Origin of the sequence: Peribacillus faecalis (assembly GCF_014712675.1) — a bacterium.
Taxonomy (GTDB): domain Bacteria; phylum Bacillota; class Bacilli; order Bacillales; family DSM-1321; genus Bacillus_AD; species Bacillus_AD faecalis.
This window is the reverse complement of sequence record NZ_JACXSI010000047.1, coordinates 1-19,662: the sequence shown is the minus strand read 5'-3', so window position 1 is coordinate 19,662 and position 19,662 is coordinate 1. Positions and strand designations below refer to the sequence as shown.

Annotated in this window: 24 protein-coding genes and 1 riboswitch; of the genes, 7 read left to right on the top strand and 17 right to left on the bottom strand. The window is 41.5% G+C overall.

The window, feature by feature from the left end; translation table 11 throughout:
- Positions 1-223: 223 nt before the first annotated feature.
- Together IEO70_RS16415 and IEO70_RS16410 are read right to left on the bottom strand one after the other, a co-directional pair.
- Entirely contained in the window at positions 224-400 is a 177-nt protein-coding gene (locus IEO70_RS16415; protein WP_190999461.1) for a hypothetical protein, read from the bottom strand.
- 221 nt (positions 401-621) lie between these two features.
- Positions 622-1,887 (bottom strand): polysaccharide deacetylase family protein, encoded by a 1,266-nt coding sequence (locus IEO70_RS16410; RefSeq protein WP_190999460.1) that lies wholly within the window; start codon positions 1,885-1,887, stop codon positions 622-624.
- A gap of 175 nt (positions 1,888-2,062) precedes the next feature.
- Between IEO70_RS16410 and IEO70_RS16405 the strand changes: the two genes are divergently transcribed.
- Entirely contained in the window at positions 2,063-2,566 is a 504-nt protein-coding gene (locus IEO70_RS16405; RefSeq protein ID WP_190999459.1) for a sigma-70 family RNA polymerase sigma factor, read from the top strand.
- The gene (locus IEO70_RS16400) at positions 2,559-3,431 is read left to right on the top strand and encodes a DUF3298 and DUF4163 domain-containing protein (protein WP_190999458.1); all 873 of its coding nucleotides are present in this window, start codon (positions 2,559-2,561) and stop codon (positions 3,429-3,431) included. Before IEO70_RS16405 ends, IEO70_RS16400 begins: the two co-directional genes overlap by 8 nt.
- Positions 3,432-3,519: 88 nt before the next feature.
- Here IEO70_RS16400 and IEO70_RS16395 read toward each other — a convergent pair whose 3' ends face one another.
- The 7 genes from IEO70_RS16395 to IEO70_RS16365 form a co-directional block, all read right to left on the bottom strand.
- Positions 3,520-3,891 (bottom strand): hypothetical protein, encoded by a 372-nt coding sequence (locus IEO70_RS16395; RefSeq protein ID WP_190999457.1) that lies wholly within the window; start codon positions 3,889-3,891, stop codon positions 3,520-3,522.
- A 123-nt stretch (positions 3,892-4,014) separates the two neighbouring features.
- The gene (locus tag IEO70_RS16390; RefSeq protein WP_190999456.1) at positions 4,015-4,425 is read right to left on the bottom strand and encodes an acyl-CoA thioesterase; all 411 of its coding nucleotides are present in this window, start codon (positions 4,423-4,425) and stop codon (positions 4,015-4,017) included.
- A 127-nt stretch (positions 4,426-4,552) separates the two neighbouring features.
- Positions 4,553-5,128, bottom strand: a complete 576-nt coding sequence (locus tag IEO70_RS16385) for a hypothetical protein (RefSeq protein WP_235973639.1) — start codon at positions 5,126-5,128, stop codon at positions 4,553-4,555.
- 89 nt (positions 5,129-5,217) lie between these two features.
- Positions 5,218-5,718 carry a DUF1648 domain-containing protein gene (locus tag IEO70_RS16380; protein ID WP_190999454.1) on the bottom strand — a complete coding sequence of 167 codons (501 nt, stop codon included), beginning with the start codon at positions 5,716-5,718 and terminating at the stop codon, positions 5,218-5,220.
- A 108-nt stretch (positions 5,719-5,826) separates the two neighbouring features.
- Positions 5,827-6,486, bottom strand: coding sequence for a potassium channel family protein (locus IEO70_RS16375; protein WP_190999453.1), 660 nt, complete (start codon positions 6,484-6,486; stop codon positions 5,827-5,829).
- A gap of 22 nt (positions 6,487-6,508) precedes the next feature.
- Positions 6,509-7,846: a TrkH family potassium uptake protein gene (locus IEO70_RS16370; protein WP_190999452.1), complete on the bottom strand. Its 1,338-nt coding sequence runs from the start codon at positions 7,844-7,846 to the stop codon at positions 6,509-6,511.
- Between the two features lie 102 nt (positions 7,847-7,948).
- A riboswitch (cyclic di-AMP (ydaO/yuaA leader) is annotated at positions 7,949-8,084 on the bottom strand.
- Positions 8,085-8,251: 167 nt separating this feature from the next.
- Positions 8,252-8,707, bottom strand: coding sequence for a CBS domain-containing protein (locus IEO70_RS16365; RefSeq protein ID WP_190999451.1), 456 nt, complete (start codon positions 8,705-8,707; stop codon positions 8,252-8,254).
- Between the two features lie 764 nt (positions 8,708-9,471).
- On the opposite strand from IEO70_RS16365, the gene IEO70_RS16360 reads away from it, so the two are divergent.
- The gene (locus tag IEO70_RS16360; protein WP_235973638.1) at positions 9,472-9,897 is read left to right on the top strand and encodes a GNAT family N-acetyltransferase; all 426 of its coding nucleotides are present in this window, start codon (positions 9,472-9,474) and stop codon (positions 9,895-9,897) included.
- A gap of 175 nt (positions 9,898-10,072) precedes the next feature.
- On the opposite strand, the gene IEO70_RS20250 is transcribed toward IEO70_RS16360, so the two are convergent.
- Both IEO70_RS20250 and IEO70_RS20245 read right to left on the bottom strand, forming a co-directional pair.
- On the bottom strand, positions 10,073-10,435 hold the full coding sequence (locus IEO70_RS20250; protein WP_268938774.1) for a DUF5131 family protein: 363 nt from the start codon (positions 10,433-10,435) through the stop codon (positions 10,073-10,075).
- Complete coding sequence (locus IEO70_RS20245; protein WP_268938773.1) at positions 10,432-10,638, bottom strand: DUF5131 family protein; 207 nt, start codon at positions 10,636-10,638, stop codon at positions 10,432-10,434. The genes IEO70_RS20250 and IEO70_RS20245 overlap by 4 nt, the downstream gene beginning before the upstream one ends.
- A gap of 189 nt (positions 10,639-10,827) precedes the next feature.
- On the opposite strand from IEO70_RS20245, the gene IEO70_RS16350 reads away from it, so the two are divergent.
- The gene (locus tag IEO70_RS16350) at positions 10,828-11,784 is read left to right on the top strand and encodes a S8 family peptidase (RefSeq protein WP_190999449.1); all 957 of its coding nucleotides are present in this window, start codon (positions 10,828-10,830) and stop codon (positions 11,782-11,784) included.
- 287 nt (positions 11,785-12,071) lie between these two features.
- On the opposite strand, the gene IEO70_RS16345 is transcribed toward IEO70_RS16350, so the two are convergent.
- Positions 12,072-12,221, bottom strand: coding sequence for a hypothetical protein (locus IEO70_RS16345; RefSeq protein ID WP_190999448.1), 150 nt, complete (start codon positions 12,219-12,221; stop codon positions 12,072-12,074).
- 571 nt (positions 12,222-12,792) lie between these two features.
- Between IEO70_RS16345 and IEO70_RS16340 the strand changes: the two genes are divergently transcribed.
- Entirely contained in the window at positions 12,793-14,517 is a 1,725-nt protein-coding gene (locus IEO70_RS16340) for a glycoside hydrolase family 68 protein (protein WP_190999447.1), read from the top strand.
- A gap of 158 nt (positions 14,518-14,675) precedes the next feature.
- Entirely contained in the window at positions 14,676-15,380 is a 705-nt protein-coding gene (locus IEO70_RS16335; RefSeq protein ID WP_206711633.1) for a nucleotidyltransferase domain-containing protein, read from the top strand.
- A 485-nt stretch (positions 15,381-15,865) separates the two neighbouring features.
- On the opposite strand, the gene IEO70_RS16330 is transcribed toward IEO70_RS16335, so the two are convergent.
- The 5 genes from IEO70_RS16330 to IEO70_RS16310 form a co-directional block, all read right to left on the bottom strand.
- Positions 15,866-16,138 (bottom strand): DUF2700 domain-containing protein, encoded by a 273-nt coding sequence (locus IEO70_RS16330; protein WP_190999445.1) that lies wholly within the window; start codon positions 16,136-16,138, stop codon positions 15,866-15,868.
- An 86-nt stretch (positions 16,139-16,224) separates the two neighbouring features.
- Positions 16,225-16,569, bottom strand: coding sequence for a hypothetical protein (locus tag IEO70_RS16325; protein ID WP_190999444.1), 345 nt, complete (start codon positions 16,567-16,569; stop codon positions 16,225-16,227).
- Between the two features lie 193 nt (positions 16,570-16,762).
- Positions 16,763-17,947, bottom strand: a complete 1,185-nt coding sequence (locus IEO70_RS16320; protein ID WP_190999443.1) for a M20 metallopeptidase family protein — start codon at positions 17,945-17,947, stop codon at positions 16,763-16,765.
- 192 nt (positions 17,948-18,139) lie between these two features.
- Complete coding sequence (locus tag IEO70_RS16315; RefSeq protein ID WP_190999442.1) at positions 18,140-18,748, bottom strand: transglutaminase-like domain-containing protein; 609 nt, start codon at positions 18,746-18,748, stop codon at positions 18,140-18,142.
- Positions 18,749-18,796: 48 nt separating this feature from the next.
- Positions 18,797-19,033, bottom strand: a complete 237-nt coding sequence (locus IEO70_RS16310) for a hypothetical protein (protein ID WP_190999441.1) — start codon at positions 19,031-19,033, stop codon at positions 18,797-18,799.
- Positions 19,034-19,241: 208 nt separating this feature from the next.
- Between IEO70_RS16310 and ppnP the strand changes: the two genes are divergently transcribed.
- Positions 19,242-19,556, top strand: coding sequence for a pyrimidine/purine nucleoside phosphorylase (gene ppnP, locus IEO70_RS16305; protein WP_190999440.1), 315 nt, complete (start codon positions 19,242-19,244; stop codon positions 19,554-19,556).
- The last annotated feature ends 106 nt before the right edge of the window (positions 19,557-19,662 follow it).

Below are 19,662 nucleotides of genomic sequence, written 5' to 3'. Positions count from 1 at the left end.
CTTCCTTCAGATTCCGCGTCACCACGGACACCCTTGCGTTAAGCTAACTGTTACTTCTGCCTTCACAGCTCGGGACTTTCACCCTATAGATTGCACCCATGCCGGGCGCACCTAAAAGAAGGCTGTCCCACTAAGGACAGCCTTCTTCAATTACACAGCGTATTCTTTTTTCGAACCGCTTCGTTAAATTCGTCGTTAAAATTAGTTTAAAAAAACAGGTATTTCACCTGTTCTCCGCCTTCAATTCCGTTAATTTTTCATTAATAAGTGTCAACTGATCGATGATGCATAGAAGCAAGGCACAGCCGATACCAATTAAAATACCGAGTTTCCCTGCCAATATAAAGCCTGGAACCGTCCCAATGATTAAATACATGATTAAATTAACTAGATTTCTCATAAAAAATCCCCCTTTCTATGAATATACAATATTTTCCCGTTAAGAGGTGATAGGAATTATTCCACTTTTCGAATTAATTAAGCTGAATTTCCGAGGAATTCGTCCGCCTCCACTAGTAATTTTTCCGATTTATAAATATTTCCTCCGCTTTTAAAAATAATTCAACCAAATTTAACAATAATTAAGCCAACACAAAAAAGAAGGAGCACTAACGCTCCTCCTCATCCTTCTGAAACTTGCATTCTTCTTCTCTTAATTTCTATCATATCCGAAGCCGTCACAATTTCATAGCCTTGTGCCGTCAACTGTTCAATGACGCTCACTGCCGCATCAGCACTCGTTTTGTAAATATCGTGCATCAAGATGATTTTGCCGTCAGCCGCCTTGTTCATGACTTCACGAACGATACGATTTGTATCACGGTATTTCCAATCTTCCGTGTCAATATTCCAACCTACCACATCGATATCCCCTAAGAAGGAGCGAACCCTGTCATCAATTGAACCGTATGGCGGGCGAAATGCAGTCGGCTCTTGTCCTGTGTTTTGTTGAATTACTTCCTTCGTCTGATTCAGTTGCGCTAAAATTTCCTCATCTGAGAGTTTAGTCAATTGCGGATGATTGTACGAATGACTGCCGATTTCCTGACCTTCTTCGGCCATGCGACGCAATAATTCCGGACTTTTCTCCGCCATGCTGCCAAGCACGAAAAACGTCGCATGGGCATTATGTTTTTTCAGCGCATCCAAAATCACATCAGTCGTCCCTTTTTTCGGACCATCATCGAACGTCAGTGCAACCACTTTTTTATCCAACAAATCTTCAATACTCTTTTTAGGAAGCTCCGCAATGACTGATTTCGGCTCGCGGTCTTGAACTAAGTCTTTGTTAGCATTACCGGCTTTATATTCATCCTTCAACAAATCCTCAAACAACTGCTTGCTGACAGCCAGTTCACCCTTGCTCGTATTAAAAACAATCGACTGATTGTATAAGATGAAATCTTCAAATTTTTCCTGATTAGATGTCGCCAACTGCGCATAACCTACATTTGATAATCTTTTCATGAATTCATCTGTTTTCGCTTCATCAACGAGGTCAGTCGACGAAAGCAGCTTGCCGTCAATCAAATCGATATTTAATGTCTCCAGCATCTCTGAACCTGTAAACTGAACCGTCGCTGTTTGCGCGCTGTAATGAACAATTTCATACGACAGTTGTTTAGACGTTGTTAATCGTTCTTGTATATATGCTGAAATAATGTCATCGACTTCTTCTATATGAAAGATAGGATATTCAATCTCTTTGCCTTCTTTTAATATGGAGGAAATTTCGATCCCCTCATAGGTTGGATCCATATTAAGCGGTTCCGCTACCGTGCTGCCTTTTCGCGCAACAACAAAAGCCATCCCGCTTAAAGCCAATATCCCCGCCAGCAACCATAATACCCGTTTTCTTTGCAATTTTTTTTGCAACTCTCTTCTCATTTGTCTCTCTCCCTAGGTGTTCCGTTTCGTTTTTGCGTTATACATAATTATAGACACATAAAGGTGCAAAAAAGTTTTCCGTTTTTCTTAAAAAATAGTGAAAACTTTTTGGACGGTTTCTAACGTCTAGTACATGAAACGTTTCATTTCTGTCAAAAAGGAGCTTTTATATGTAATGAAAAACAAGGATATCCGCCAGTCATTGACTGTGCTTATTACAGAACATAAGGAAAGCTATTACCGGCTTGCTTACAGCTATGCGAAAAATGAACAAGATGCGCTCGATATTGTTCAGGAATCGATTCATAAAGCACTGCTTTCCTTAGATAAAATTAAGGACCCGAACGCTCTCAAAAGTTGGTTTTACAAAATCGTCGTGCACACTTCACTGGACCTTTTGAGAAAACGGAAAAGACTCGTTCCGACCGAGGACAACCAATTTGACACGAGCGAAAATGCAAAAACCGACCATTATGAAGATTGGGATTTGCGCAGAGCCATTGATGAGCTGCCGCACAAATATAAAACAATCATCATCCTTCGCTATTTCGAGGATTTTAAAATAGATGAAATTGCCGAGGTGCTCGATGAAAAAGTCAGCACAGTTAAAACAAGGCTATACAAGGCACACAAAATGCTGCGTCTGAAGGTGAAGAATCTGGAGGTAACCAATGGATAAACAATTTAAACAACTGAAAGAAGAATATTTAGCAATTCCGATACCGGATGAATTGGATACAATCGTCAATAATGCCCTGAAGTTCAAGCCGAAGAAAGCTTTTTCTTATAAAAAATGGACAGCGGCCATCGCCGCTGCCGCCGTCATTTTATTTGCCGCTTCCGTTAACATCAGCCCGGCGTTCGCAGAAAAACTGGCGGATATTCCGATCATCGGCAAAATAGTCGAAGTGATTACATTCACCGAAATCAAAAAGGAAACAGAAAATAATTCAAGCTTGGACATTCAAACGCCGGCTATAGAAGGGCTTGAAAACGAGGAGCTGGCAAACAGTCTTAATGCAAAGTACGAAGAGGAAAGCAAGCAACTGTATGCTGAATATGAAGCCTATTTGGCATCCTTGAAGGAAGGCGAAAATGCCAATACCGCAATCATCAGCGGCTATGAGGTACTTACGGACAACGACATCATTCTTTCAATTCGCCGCTTTACAGAAATAATTCAAGCTTCCGGCGCCATCAAGAACCAATATGATACTATTGATAAACAGCTTGAAGTCTTAATTACATTAAAAAGCTTATTTAAAGACGACACTTATATCGAGGTTATCAGCGAAGAAATTAAACGGCAGATGTTACAGCAAATACAGCAAGACACAAACAACATGTATTGGGTAAATGATGAAGATCCCGAGAAATTCACGAGAATCAGTTCCGATCAAAGCTTTTACATTAATCAGGACGGCAAGCTTGTCATTACATTTAACGAATACGAAGTCGCACCGGGTTATATGGGAGCTGTCGAGTTTGTCATTCCGACTAAAGTCATTAAAGAGATTCTTGTAGGCGAGCGTTATATAAATTAACGAGCTAAATCGGCAAATCTCGATATTTATAAACCCTATACACAGAAATGAAGCCGGACTAAGTCCGGCTTCATCATCTCTATTTTTATTATTCGTTCTTCTCGGAGAAATCACGAAGCATCTCCGCGAACAGGAGTGTTTCTCCATCTTCAATCTTTTTAATATAAGCATCATAGTGGCTGAGCAAATTGCTGAGCATTTTTAACTTTTCTTCATAGCTCTTGTCTTCTTCGTTCAGCTTACTAATATAAAACTCGACAAAGTCATTGGCGTCCTCAAAGTATTTATAGAACTCGGACACTTCATGCAACCCTTCTTTTTCCTCGCTAACCCACAACTCAAGGCACTTCTTCTTGATTTTTGCAACACTACTGTAACGAAAAAGCCTGAAATCTTGCAGCATTTGTTCATATGTATGCTTATTTTGTTTATCGCGAAAATCGATAATCTCTACGCCCATCTAATGCCCCCCCCTTTCTTAACAAATATTTTCCCGAATATCCAAACTGTCAAACACGGTAATTCACCCGATCCATGAAATGCAAAAAGCGATTCTTCTTGCGGAAGAACCACTCTTTGACTATTAATGATTATCTTCCAAGAAGTGTTTGACGATTTCTTCTACAACCGGGATGCCTTTTCTGATAGACGTATCGAACATAACGAACTTTTTGTTGCATTCCGTGATCAATTCTTCTTTCTCGTTAAAAATCGTTTGCTTAAATGTAAAGCTTTTTGTACCTAAATGTCCGGGCGTTGTGACTACTTGCAATGCCTCGCCAAGCCGCGCTTCTTTTATGTAATTAATATCAAAATAAACTACGACTGTTCCTAGGACAGTTCCCTTGCTGTCCGTATGCGGCACGCCGGCTTTTTTATACCAGTCACCGATTCCCAATTCAAAAAAATGAATATACCTCGTATAATTCATATGACCTAAATAATCAATATCCTCTTCCCGGACAGGAATAGAAAGACTTGTTTCCATCGCCATTTGAACACCCCTTTTCAAATATTTTCCATAAACTGTGTGTATTTATAATATTACACAATTAATAGCGCAACAGCCACTAAAAAGAAACAGCTCTTGTGAATGAAAACAATCGACAAGAGCTGTATTTTTAATTTTTTCTGGAACGGTAAACGAAATAAGCTCCTAAAACAGCTAATCCAAGGATAAGTACTGCCAGCACATCAATTGTACGCCAATCTGCCTCCTGCAAGCTTTCCGGTTCAATCGTCACTGATTTTGTCGGCTTCTCTCCTTCACCCAAAATAGACAAATCTTCTTCTGCACTGAACAAATCAGCCGTTCTCGAACAAATGATTACATGCAACTCATCACCCGATTGATTCGCATAAATTAAGTACTCTTGACCTTCTGCAAAATTGAATCCGCAGCTCGCCGAATCCCGCTCCGAATAAACGACCACTTCCGTTTCTTGAATGCCCTTCCATATTTTATCTACTTTTATAATATAAGCAATCCGATCAGCAGATGATTGAAACGCATTTCCTGCCTTCTCATCAACAACCGCCTTTACCTCGCCTCTAAAAACAGCCGCACTTCTCTCAAGCTCCTCCTCAACGGGACCAGGTTCCGCGCAGGAACACGCATAACTTGTGGAAGGTGCCATGTTCAGCACGAAGAGAAATCCAGATAAAAAAAGAAATAACGCCAGAAACCTTTTCACCATACGCACAAAACATTCCCCCTCGCTTCATTGCCTCCATTCTCACTGCTATATGTATATGCGCTTCCGTTCAAACAGGCAATGTACCCCTCTTACTTTATTTTCGACTGTACAATCAGCGCGGGAATGATTGGTCCTAATGTAATGACTAAAGTAAAAGGTAAAAACCATCCTCCAATTGATGTCGCATCTCCTAAAGCAATCCGCACCGTTTGAATTGTCAGCAATGCAAATACAATAAGCATGCCATTCTTCACTGTATTCGCCAACTTTCGGCTGTTCAAATAAAAAGCGTGGGCATTTGTTTCGTTTAGACGCGCCGGATAGTTATGAATATGAGGTTTTATCTCAATAAAAAATGTCGTCATTCCCGAAAATCCGCCGACAAGGGGCAAGACGAGAATCTCATATTTTGAGCCCCAACGATCGACTTCGCCAGCGGCATTATAATGGCCTGGTACTTGCTCCGGCAAACTCCCCCATGAAAATAGCAAATAAATGACAGAGACCACATAAAAGCCGATACCTATGCTATCAAACAACCATTCTATCTTCGTTTTCGGAAGCTGCAGTTTTGGTCTGTCCGTATACATCCTCCGTCCCCCTTTGTTTTACTATAAAAATTCTACGATACGGTTATTTTACCACATTTTAACACACACAAAAGGATGATTCCTCTTAATCATGAATCATCCTTCGATTTAATTCAGTTGCGAAAATTTATCTAAATCGCTCCTCTTACCGATTGTAACTAAAACATCATGATTTTGTAGCTGTTCATCGGGAGCCGGCGCAACAATAATCTCTTCATTTCGTAAAATCGAAATGACATTAATTTTATATTTAGCGCGAATATCGAGCTCCCTCAAGCTTTTCCCAGTCATCTTTGCTGGAAGCATGATTTCTTCTATGTTGTAATCCTTTGATAATTTCATATAATCGAGTCGATTTGGAGCAAGAAGCTGATTGGCCACCCTCTCTCCCATATCTCTTTCCGGATAGATGATCCACTCAACCCCGATTGCTTCCAACACTTGACCGTGGCGCTTTCCGACAGCCTTAGCAATGATATTTTTTATGCCGAGATTTTTCAGCAGCATGACCGTTAAAATACTTGCCTGAATATCATCCCCGATAGCGACAACGACATAATCGAAGTGTTCCAGTTCAAGTGGTATTAACGCTTTCTTATCAGCGGAGTCTGCAATCACTCCTTGCGTGATATACATTTCGGCATCCTCAACCTGTTCTTCATGAATATCAATGCCCAATACTTCATGGCCGGCAGCATGCAACCGGCGCGCTACACTCGTTCCGAATCTCCCTAGCCCAATTACAGCATACTGTTTTTTAACTGCCATCCCTTTTATCCCCCTCGTTCCACTATCCGATCATGACATTTCCTTTTTGATAATGATACGTTTCTTTCATACGTTTTTTTGCAATTGCAAATCCGATTGTCAGCGGTCCCACTCTCCCTAAAAACATCGTGATAATAATCAACACCCGCCCTACCTCAGAAAGCTCGGGCGTCAATCCCATAGAAAGGCCGACTGTACCAAAAGCCGAAGTAGCCTCGAACAAATACATCGCCAATCCATAATGCCCTTCGGTAATGCTCAGCAAAAATGTCACCGTTACCACAATGAGCGCACCACACATCGCGACAGTCAGCGCCTTTAAAACTGTCGATACAACAAGGCGACGTTTAAAAATCACGACATCTTCTTTTCCTTTCAATTGCGAAAATGCACTTGCCATTAACACCGCAAATGTCGAAACTTTAATGCCCCCGGCAGTCGAACCGGAACCGCCACCGATGAACATGAGAAAAATCATCAAAAATAGTGTCGCATCCGTCAATTCGGACATCGGCAGCGTATTCGCTCCAGCTGTTCTCGGCGTCACGCTATGGAAGAAGGAGCCAAGAGCTTTCCCAGTGAGCGACAGATGACCGATTGTTTTGTCATTTCCATATTCAAATAGAAAAATCAAAAGCGTCGAACCAACAACGAGAATCGCGGTTGTGCTTAAAACCACTTTCGTATGAAGCGAAAGCCGGCCTGTTTGGCGAAACTCATATAGCTCATTAACGACGATAAACCCAATCCCGCCCACTATAATCAATGTACAAATTGTCAGCACTATAAATGGGTCATCCACATAGCCGGTCAGACTGTTAAAGCCACCCATTAAATCAAATCCGGCATTATTGAAATTAGAGATGGCATGGAAGAAACCGAAATAAATCGCTTGGCCAACCGACATGTCAGCCATGAAGCGCAATGCCAAAACTGTCGCACCAGCGCATTCCATAATCACCGTAAAAATTACAATCCGCTTCACCAGCTTCATCAATCCCGCTGTCGTATCGGCATTGTAAGCTTCTTTTAAAAGCATTTTTTCCTTCAGGGATATTTTTTTTCCTAACAAAGTAAACAATATAGTCGCAAAAGTCATAAAGCCTAAACCGCCAATTTGAATGTGCACCAAAATGACAAGCTCGCCAAACAACGAAAATGTGTCCGCTGTATCAACTACAACAAGCCCTGTCACACATGTTGCAGAGGCTGCAGTGAATAGCGCATCCAAAAACGGCAGTCCTGCGCCTGTTTCTGAGGCTATCGGCAAACTTAACAAAATGGCCCCGAATGTAATCAACAATGCAAATCCTAATACCAAAATCAATGATGGATTCATTTGTTTGATGCTCATTTTCATTTCTCCATTTATGTTCAGATTTTTGAGCACACGAAAAAGATCGTCCTACACACAGTACTCCTTTATATAAAAGGGTTACTTAAATAAGGCGGTCCACTTTATGACCTCCTTCGCTTTAGCCGACGAAGTTAGCTGACGGGCAGGATGGCGAAGAAGTCTCTCATCCCTTCTTGTACAGAATTAGCCCCAAAAGATTGGTTCCTCCGCTCTCAATCACGAGATCAGACCGATAGAATTTTCGAAATTGTAAAATCAGTTTACTCCCTGCGATATCACTTGTAAATAAGAAAATAAAAAGACGATTCCCCTTCCAAAGAATCGTCCTTTCCACATTAATTTTAACTTGCCTCAATTGTATTCTTGAAAATGAAAACTGCACCTCAATTAACTGGCATGTAATCTGTATTACTCTTGCTTATTCAAATCCTCCAGCAGTTTTTCGCGCAGCTTTTTAAGCATGTCACCTCGGCTGACGATGCCAACTAATTCTTGATGATCATTAACAACCGGGATTTTTTTGAAGCGGTGGCTGGCAAGCAGCTTCAATGCTTCTTCCATTTCCGCATTTTCATTTATGGTAACCACTTTTTTGTGCATCAATGCTTTAATTGGCAGATTAGCGCCTTCAAGGATATTATCATCTAGTTTTTCTTTGTAATAGTAATAGTAGCCAACATATGTTTTTGGTTTCAACGCTCGCAAAACATCACCGTCAGAAATAATTCCGGCCAGTTTATTTTCTTTATCGACAATCGGCACACCACCGATTTTTTTATCAACCATTAATTGCAGTAAAGCTTTTAAGCTTTCGTCTTTCTCCATCACATAAACGTCTTTAATCATGAAATCCTTGACTAGCATACTATCTCCTCCTTTTTCTATATTATTCAATAAAGATTTAAACTTTCTTTTTACTATTTTGTGATAATTTCGTGACAGCTTGTGGCTCTGTAAATGGGCTGCAACTTTATACTCTGTTTCAAGGCGCTATCCTGCTTGTGACCGCTCTATTTCCAGCTTTAAGGCGCTATCCCCTTTAGTGACGACGCTATAATTTTTGTCACTGCGCTATCTTCCTCAGGGACGACGCTATTTTTTCGTTCACCGCGCTATCTTCATCTGGGATGGCGCTATCCGCTTAGCCACCGCGCTATAAGCTGTGCGAGGACGCAATCATTTTGAGTAAATCTCTAAATCTAGCAAAAAACGAAGCAGCTTCTTGATAAGTCATAAAAAAATGGCTGGATTTTCGTGAAATTTTTAGTTTTTTTGCTCTAGTAGTGAACGAACAGCCAATTTTTGACTAGGATGTGGATTTCGAGGAGGGGGCAGGCAGGATTTGAGAGTCATCGTGAGACTTTTAAGAGCGGTCCCAGCAATCTTGAGAGTCATCGTGAGACTTTTAAGAGCGGTCCCAGCAATCTTGAGAGTCGTCGTGATACTTTTAAGAGCGGTCCCAGCAATCTTGAGAGTCGTCGCGATACTTTTAAGAGCGGTCATGCAGAACTTAAGATTCCAAAGACTTAATTAAGAGCGGCTATACATAAGCCTCGACGGCGGTGTTATTGAGTTTGAGAATAGACGGGGTTTCTCATGCTATACTTCTATTAAGGAAGTGAATGACGATGAATTACAAAGCACATATCAGCAACAATGAAGAAGAAGCCTCTTATATTCGCAAGAAACTGATTGAATTTAACACTAATTTTATCCCGAAAGATGACTATGAAAGAATCACTATTACTTTAAAAGATGAGCAGGGTCATATAGTAGGCGGCTTGCTGGCTGTTATTGAGTGGCAAAGCTTACATATCGATGTTCTTTGGGTTGATAATAGCCTCCGTGGTGAAGGGCAAGGAAAGAAATTAGTGTCTATAGCGGAAAAGATTGCTTCTGAAAAAGGATGCACACTAATTAAACTGGATACCTTCAGTTTCCAAGCACTGGAATTTTATCAAAAGCTAGGTTATGAAGTTTTTGGCGAGTTGAAAGATTTCCCGGCAGGCCACACGCAATATTATCTATATAAACGAGTTGAGCCGGTATTATAAATGCCGGCTCTTTCTATTACTGTAAATCCAGACCGTAGCTATGTACCAGCTCAAACTGCTCCTTACGCGATACTTTCACCAGCTCGCCATCTTTTTCAAAATTCGAGCCAGTTTGCTGAAACCAAAGGGCCGGCTTTGATTTGGCATTCAAACATTGCTCTCGTATATGTTCAAATCATTCATAATGGCACACTCTGGCTCCGCTTCCCGTTTCTCCGCCGACAATTACACCTTCAATGTCCTCGATGTATGGGCCAAAATCAATGTCAGTCAGCAAAGGCTCACAGACGAGCTGCTTATGCTGAATCGGGCAATCATACAAAATAGGTAAGCGTTCATCAGCGAGCTGCTGATTTTCAATTGTGCAGCCAATTGTTACGTTCGGATAACCATCTCCCCAATCCGACGGCAGACAGTCGACAAAGCGATGAATCCTTTTTGTAATGATGTAAAATTGAAGATCATCCCTAATTTTCATCATATGCCAAGCTTCCTCTCGCCATTCATCCGCGTCTTCTATAAAAAAATCCGAGGTCAAACATGTATATACATAACTATATTGCTTATATTTATATTCCCCTTGCGGTTTTTCTTCACCGGCAAATCAAAATTTTTCGTTTTAAACACATGAGTCGGATTGCGCCCGTGTGCCATATCGATCACATATACATAGCAATGTTTGCAGCCAGAACTGATTTTTCGACAACCATGCCAAGGATTCCATACATCTATTTCTGCCATTTCCCCCGCCTCCTGTTTACTTTTGAAGTACCCTGACTTGTCAAAAGGCAAACGAAATCTTTGTCGAATGAATAGGAACGGAATTTCCAATAATTCTATCGAAAGTAACTATCATATCTATCAACCTCTTTGCTACAATGCAAGTACAATTCGAGATTCCCTCGGATCAACCTGTAAGGAGGAATGAATATGAAAAAACAAATCCATTTATTTCCACATCAGGTAAAAAAGATGACAGTAGCAACAACTGAAGTCCCTCAAGGTGTCGAGTTAATTCAGGCTCCCTACTTTTGGACAAAATCAAAAGGGCAAGGAATAAAAATAGCGGTACTAGATACTGGTTGCGACATTGACCATCCGGATTTAAAAGGGCGCATAATCGGTGGCCGCAATTTTACAGATGATGATCATGGGGATGAAAATAACTTTTCTGATTATAACGGACATGGCACCCATGTAGCCGGCACCATTGCCGCTGAAGAAAACGGCTCTGGAGTTATCGGTGTAGCGCCAGAGGCTGAGCTTTTAATTGTGAAAGTGCTAGATAAAAACGGTGCCGGCTCTTATACAGGCATTATAAGCGGTCTGAAATATGCAATTGAACAAAAGGTTGATATTATTTCGATGAGCTTAGGAGGGCCAATCAATAACCCTTTGTTGCACTTGACGATTATCCAAGCAGTCAGTAAGGGCATTCTCGTTGTATGTGCTGCCGGCAACGAGGGAGATGGAGACGCTACGACTGATGAGTATGCTTATCCAGGCAGCTATAACGAGGTCATTTCCGTTGGGGCCGTTGATTTAAACAGAAATTCCTCCCGCTTCTCAAACTCTAATAACGAAGTCGACTTAGTGGCGCCGGGAGAAAAAATTCTATCGACGTATTTGGATGGCGGATATGCTGATTTAAGCGGCACATCGATGGCGACACCGCATGTTTCCGGTGCATTGGCTCTCATTAAGCATTGGGCTAATGCACAATTTGGCCGTAATTTGACCGAGCCTGAATTGTACGCACAGCTCATTAAGAGAACTATCCCACTCGGTAATTCCCCAACATTAGAAGGCAATGGTCTTGTTTATTTAACAGCCACTGATAAACTAGCTGATCTCTTGAGTACACAAGTACAGCAAATGCTAGTTTAATCCTTGATTTGAGTAACATTTAACAAGCCCTAACACTTTGCTGATAGGGCTTGTCTTAATTACAAATTCAATTTCACAAGACCTTTCGCCCATTTTAAAATGCTCATAATAACCTATTGTCTCTTTCCCATTAATTCATTACATATATCGAAACGTCTGTTCGCGACTTGTTTTCACCAATTTTTGGGTATATGATAGAATATGTGAATAACGAGTAAAAAGCCAAGGAGTCACGCTCCTTGGCTACTACATGACGAGTGGAAAGCTCGTTTCGTTATTTGGCCAGATTAACCACCTTTTTGCTTCCTACGGCGCGGGGTGGTTTTTCTGTTTCCCCGAATCGTCTTGCGGCTGATCAGCATCGTCGCCAATCCAGCAGCCAATGTGGTGAAAAAGACAGTTACCGCTTCCCCAACAAGATTCACAAGAAAATCCATCGCAAGGTCACCCCCTCTCTTGAACAGATCAAGAAAAGTTAGCCTGCCACCCGCGCCAAATGTAGTGTATTCCTATTATATCACGAGCTTACAACTGTTTTATATATGCGAATGTTCTCATACAACTTCACAAAGTGTTCACATATAAGTAAATGGACACAGAGAAACATCACTTCAGGGAATTCTTCTGGACTGAACCGCTGTAACGTGAAGCGCAAAATAAATCTATTCAAAAACCTTGTGGTTAGCGCTTTACACACCGTTATACGTTTGTATTCCATAATCTTATAACATTTTTTTATTTACTTTTAACCTATTTTTAACTTTACATATAATTAGTAATATTTTTCCAAAATTAAAGATGTATATCAATGAATCTATGTAATATGATTCAGTTTATACTTGCTTAATGGCAACGTTATCATCTGTTGACGATTTAATTCCTTTTTTATAGAAAAATGGACTCTTTTCATAGGACATATACTAGAAACGATTCTATCACCCCGCTCATAAAGTAGAGTATGTAAGGATAACAACTTACAAAACTATCTTGACGAAAGGGTGTTTGAATTTGTCTCATAATAATAACAATAATTGTCATTATGTAAAAGGATGCAGACAGTACTTCCCTGTTTCTGGTGTCAGTAACACAACGAATACTGCCGGCAGCGATATCAGCAACCGTAACTTCCCGAGCGGTGCTTCAGGTAATATGCCTGTTCCATACAGAAGCTTTTCACCTCAACAAGTAAGAGATTTCTGCGAATACGATCCTGTAAAAGATTATGATTGCTGTTTGGAAGAGCATATTGATGCTGTGCCTTCACAATGGACAAGAGCTCAATCCGAGCAAATCCGTATTACGTCTACAAACGTGACAAGTGTTATTAACGCACCATTCCCTCGTATCTCTCCAGACCTGTGGATTTGGGATATGTGGCCATTAATGACGAAGGATGGTTCAGTAGCGGAATTGCCTGGCGGCTGGCGCGTTTTGTTTGCTCTTTCTGCTCCAAGAAGCGTACTGCCCGGCAAACGTCATGATATTGCTAGAATCGCGTATTTTTATTCACGCAACGGTTATGATTGGATTCAAGGAGGTCTCTTGTTCGAAGAAGGGACAGCCTTCGGTTCAAGACAATGGGCAGGTTCCGCTATGCTTGATGATGATGGCCGCATCTACTATTTCTATACAGCCACTGGCCGCAGAGGCGAAGCGCAAATTACGTATGAACAACGTATCGCCTTATCAAGCAGTGATTATGAATCCGATTTGAATGGTGTACAGTTTGTAAACTTCGCTCCGCACGAAATTATTCTAGAGCCGGACGGCGTATTGTATCAAACGCAAGAGCAGTCTAGCGGCGGCATCATTTATGCTTTCCGTGATCCGTTCTTCTTTAAAGATCCTGCAACAGGCTGTGAGTATTTATTATTCGAAGGTAACGTTGCCGGTACAGCAGAAGAAATCGATTGCGGTCCTGGTGTACCATCTGACGCAAGATATTATACCGGTAACATCGGTATCGCGCTTCTCAGAAACCGCGAGTTTTCCGAGTGGGAACTGCTACCTGCCTTGCTTGAAGCGCCATGTAACAACCAGCAAACAGAGCGTCCTCACATTGTTGTCCACCAAGGCAGCTACTATTTATTCACAGACAGCCACAGATTCACGTTCGCTCCTGGCTTAGATCCTGGACCTGGTCCAGATGGCTTATACGGATTTGTAGCCGGAAGCTTACGCGGCGATTATCAGCCATTGAACGACGGCGGCCTTGTATTGGCCAACCCGCCGCAAGAAGAATACCAAGCTTACTCATGGCTTGTATTGCCTGACTTCTCCGTATTGAGCTTTATCGATAACTTCAATATTATGGGTATCGACATTCAAGAAGTAGGAAATCTGTCTCCTGAATTCCAATACGCTCACTTTGGCGGAACATTAGCACCGACAGTACAACTTGAAGTAATGGGTAATAGAACTCGTGTAGCGGCTGAGTTGGAATATGGCCTAGTTATGCTTGCACAGTCTGAAAGTCCAAAATGTGATCAGCCTTGCGCGGAAGAGAGCTACGATGATGAGTGTAAATACGATGACAGCTGCCACGCTCATAGAAGAAATAGACACAGACGCCGCCAAGATCCAAACTACAATAATAACCAAGGCGGCAACAGAGGCAATTACAATGGTTATGGCAGAGGAAATGGCAATGGTCACGGTGGAGGCTATGGTTACGGCTACGGCAATGGCGGTCACGGAAACCGCAGAAAACCGAAAAAAGATTGCGGTTGCTAATAATTAGTTACCGCTAAACGATATTTAAATTAAAGTCCTGCAAATGACATTCGTGTTTTTGCAGGGCTTTTTGCTGGTTCTTACAAGATTTATTGCTTTCATAATGTTGCTATCTGTGTAATAATAACCTCCTATTTTCATAAAAGGACGTGAATTTATTGATTAACCAAGACGCTTGGCTGAAAAGCTTTATATCTGACATAACCGATGCATTCGGAAACAAAATCAATTTCATCGGTCTGCAAGGAAGCAATGGCCGCGGGGAAGGAACAGAAAACAGTGATATTGATATAGTCGTCATTTTCGATGAGCTGACAATACACGATTTGAAAAAATACGAGGAAGTAATTTCGCCGATGCCTCACCGGGAAAAAATATGCGGGTTTGTTTCAGGAAAACAAGAACTGCTTCATTGGCCGAAATCTGACTTGTTCCAGTTTTACTTTGATACGACTGCGTTAGTCGGCAATATTGACTATTTGCTGGACTACATCACCGACAATGATATTAAACAAGCCATTTTGTCGGGACTCGGCAATATTTATCATATGTGTGTACATAATTTTGTCCACACCCGAAACGCGGAAATTTTAAAGGCAGCCTATAAATCTGCCACTTTTGTGCTTAGAGCAATATACTTCTCACGCACTTCCGTGTTTGTGAAAAGGAATGCCGATTTGCTGCCTTTATTATCAGAAGCTGAACAAGCCATTCTGAATAGCTACTTTTTCACAAAAGAGGCTGGTGAACTAACAATGAAAGAGTTTGACTATTTATCTGAAAAGCTTTTTAATTGGGCGAAAAAAGAGATTGTTCATTATGGCGAAGTGCCGATTAGTAGAATAGCATTTCAAGTTAAATGACGAGAAACATGACGGCAAGGATAGTCCCGTCCGCCGGTATAACCGCTCTCAAATAAGGTGGAGCAATCTCGAGTGCTGCGTGCCGCTCCCAAGTTTGGAGCGACCGCTCTCAAAATTCCCGCGACGACTCTCAAAATCCCGCCTGATCCCTTCTCGAAATCCACATCCTAGTCAAAAATTGGCCGTTCGTTCACTATAGAGCAAAAAAACTAAAAATTTCACGAAAAGCCAGCCACTTTTTCGGGATTTTTCATGGAAGCAGCATCATTTTCTGCTAGATTTAGAGATTTTATTGAATTGATTGCGCCCTCACACAGACTATTGCGCAGTGGCAAAACGGATAGCGTCATCCCAGAAGAAGATAGCGCGGTGAACGAAAATATAGCGTCGTCGTCAGCAAAGATAGCGCGGAGGAGATACTATAGCGTCGTCACAGCAGGGATGGCGCTCTCCCCAACTTCAAATACCATAGCAGTCCCAAATCACTATCTTCGCCCTACACCTTTCCCAATCACCATACCGCCGAGCATTCCAAAACAAATACCATATGTCAGGCCGTTTCTGCCCAGCATCTCATCGAATGCAAGTCCAATTGCTATGCCGAAGCACATCCCAATGCTCATGCCGACTGACATGTAATTACCTATCTTCTCGCGGTCTTCCTTGCGCGCTTTATCACCTTTGATATTCACCATCGCAATCGCCACAGTTATGCCGAGCACAACCCACGGCAATGCTGCTAAAATGAAGTCTTTCATGATCTGTCACCTTCTTAGTTACACTTTTCCCAAGTGCTGTTGCGATAAACACTCAAACAACTAGCTTATGAGGCTACTCCAAACCATCACTGAAAACTCATAATTTTACCCTGTTCTAGTTCCTGCTTCTCGCTGAAAGAAATTAATTCTTCCTGCGCATATGGCATGGCACGCTCGAGCAAGTCGTCTACATTATCAAACAGGTATACCTTCAGATTCAGCGAGTTAGTGCTCCATTCCACCGCTTTATCTATTTCCTCAAAATCACTATCCATGTACTCCAATAATTTAATGAAGGCAGTCTCAAGATATTTTTCATGTGCCTGTAAGTAAACGACCCTTAGTATGATCCATGAAACCAAAAAAACAAAGAGACTTATAGTAAATATGAACAAAGCCGATTTTTGTTTCAAGCTTACAAAAAGATTCATAACCTACTCTTCACTCGATTCACGATCCGAACTGCTGCGTTGGTCATAAGTTTTTTGCGTCTTTCCAACCTGTCCATTTTAAGCTCCTTTCATTTTTCTTAACAAAACTAATATATACACTTGAAAATCCAATGTATTGGAGCACTTTTTTCCATGCAAAAAGCCAACAAGTGGGACCTGTTGGCCTTTGGATTTAAGAATGATTTTTTAACCAGTTTGTCGCGCAATAAGCGTGCATCGCCGCTCCAGTCACCATAATATCTTCGTTAAAGACAACTTGCGGGTGGTGCATAGGGAAGCCGTACAGCGGATTTTCGTCCTTTGTTCCGGCGCCGAGCATGAAGTATACGCTAGGCACTTCATAGGAATATGAGGCGAAATCCTCAGAACCCATTCCTCCGCCCTCGAAGGAAATGACCGCTTGTTCACCGATAAGCTCTTTCACATAGGAGCCTAGCTCGTTTGCAAGTTCTGTATCATTTTTCAAAGGTGGAACTGATGACAATTCTTCCAGCTTCGCCGAACCTCTGAACATTTTCGCAGTTGTTGTCACGATCTCATCCATTCGTTTAAAAATAAAATCGCCAATGTCTCTTGATAGGCTGCGAATTGTCCCTTCCATAATGACCTGCTCCGGAATAATATTCGGCGCATCTCCTCCCGCAAATTTACCGATTGTCACTACTGCCGATTCTGTCGCGGAAATTTCCCTGCTGATAATCTCCTGCGATGATAAATAAATATGAGCGGCAATATTGATTGGATCGACACCAGTCTCCGGCATGGCCCCGTGGCAACCCGTCCCGTTCACCGTAATTCTGAATCGGATGCAGCCGGCAATGCTTGTTCCCAATCCGTAAAGCACGATATTGGATGGTGTTCCCGAATGGACATGCATCGCCATCGCCGCGTCCACTTTCGGATTTTCGAGCACACCGGCATTTAGCATCTTCTTGGCTCCGGTAAATCCTTCTTCATCCGGCTGGAAGACCAGCTTTATAGTTCCTTCAATCTCATCTTCCTGCTGCTTCAACAATTTTGCAGCGCCTAATAGCATCGTTGTATGAAAATCATGGCCGCACGCATGCATATTGCCGTTTGTCGCTTTAAACTCATAATTTGTTTCCTCTTTAATAGGGAGCGCATCCATATCCGCTCTCAGCAGAAACGTTTTTCCAGGTTTTTTGCCCCCTACGAGCGCGACAATGCCGCTCGGACAAATTTCTGTCGGCTCGTAACCATACTCCTTCAGCTTTCCCATCACAAAAGCTGTCGTGCGCGGAAGGTCTTCTCCCACTTCAGGATGATTATGTAAATCCCTTCTGATTTGAATCATTTCATCTTTAATTTGTTGTGCATTTTCTAGGAAGTTTTTCATTTGTGGTCCCTCGCTATTTTATAGTTCGTTTTTAGTTTTTCCTAAACCTGAGAGTTATTCAAGTCTTGAATTTTCATGTGATTTACACGGGTAAGGTAGAGTTGTCTTATTGTTCCCATCAGGAACAAATTTGAACCAACTATTTAGACTTCATCTAAGAAATAAAAAAAAACTGCGTTTAACAGTTCTCGCTTACAACTCTTCAGGCAAGTGAAATGTATACATCTCCACTGCATCGGCATGCTTTTTCAACGTTGCAATGATGGCAGGATGCGGCTGGTCATAAATAATAGGATAATCGATTTCGTCCAGTGCTTCGTTTACGTGAAAAGCTAATTTTTCCTCCTCTAATGAAAACTGCGCATCGACTCCCTCTTTATTGCCGCGGGCATCGACGCGAACCCACTTTTGCAGTGATTCAAGGTAAATCGCATTTAAAGCGTGAATGCAATAACCTTTTTCCGGTGTGTCAAATAGCATCAATCTTTGATAGCAAAAGCCAGTCGGTATTCCTTGTGAGCGCAATAAAGCAGCCAGCAAATGCGACTTCGCATAGCATATTCCCTCTTTGAAACGGAGCACATCCGAGGCAGTGCACGTCACCCTCTTCGATTGAATATCCCATGAATGCGAGATTTCATCACGAACAAATTCATATGCAGTACGCGTTTTCTCCACATCTGTTTGCGATGGATGAAACAGCTCAGCTGCTTTTGCTTGAATCATCGCATCAGAAAAATTTACTTCTTCTGATTCTGACAAATACTCTTCAAGATTTTGTGATGTACGAATCATTTTCATCCCATCCCCTTCATTTGGATAGCAATTAATTAACCTCGTCCCTGTAGCCTATAGAAAATCACCATTCGCATATTTGCGCATTAAAGTTTCTTGAACATAATTTCTGCAATCTGGAGATAACGGCGATCTGTCTTGATGCACTAAATCGCCGTATAACATACCGCTTAGAAAGCGAACTTCATCGTTATGTTCCTCCCCTGTTTCAGCATCGTATACCGTTACTTTCACATAAATGGAATGTTGATGAATATTGTTGAAATCCAATATTCTCACAAAATGCTCCATACTCTCTTCCTTCCTACTTTGAATTATCAATCATTATAGTAGGGAGAAACAAAATTAACAATCATTTATTTATTGATCGTATTTCCCTTTAATCTAATAACTCTAAATTAGATACCAAACTACTTAAATCCTTCCTATTTAATTTTCTGTTTTATCAGACAATTAGTTATGTTACATTTAAAGCATACTGACAAAGGGGATGACGCACATGTCACAATTAGAAAACGTAACATTAGTAAAGCAGGCGAACGTCTATTTTGACGGAAAAGTAACGAGCCGCACAGCAATTTTAGCAGACGGCACGAAAAAAACGCTCGGGATTATGCTGCCTGGTGACTATGAATTTTCTACTGATTTAAAAGAAGAAATGGAAATTTTGGCAGGCCGTTTGGAGTACAAACTGTCCGGTGAAGACTGGAAAACGATTGACGGGGCGGGCATCTTTTACGTTCCGGCGAATGACAAATTCCAGCTGAAGGTACATACAGTGACAGATTATTGCTGTTCGTATTTGAGTGAATAAGAAACATTCATGATTTTACACTCACACCCCGGGGATGAAAATATATTCCCGGGGTTTTGTTTTCCACCAAGATACCCATAATGGTAATGCTATGGTGTGTAACTTA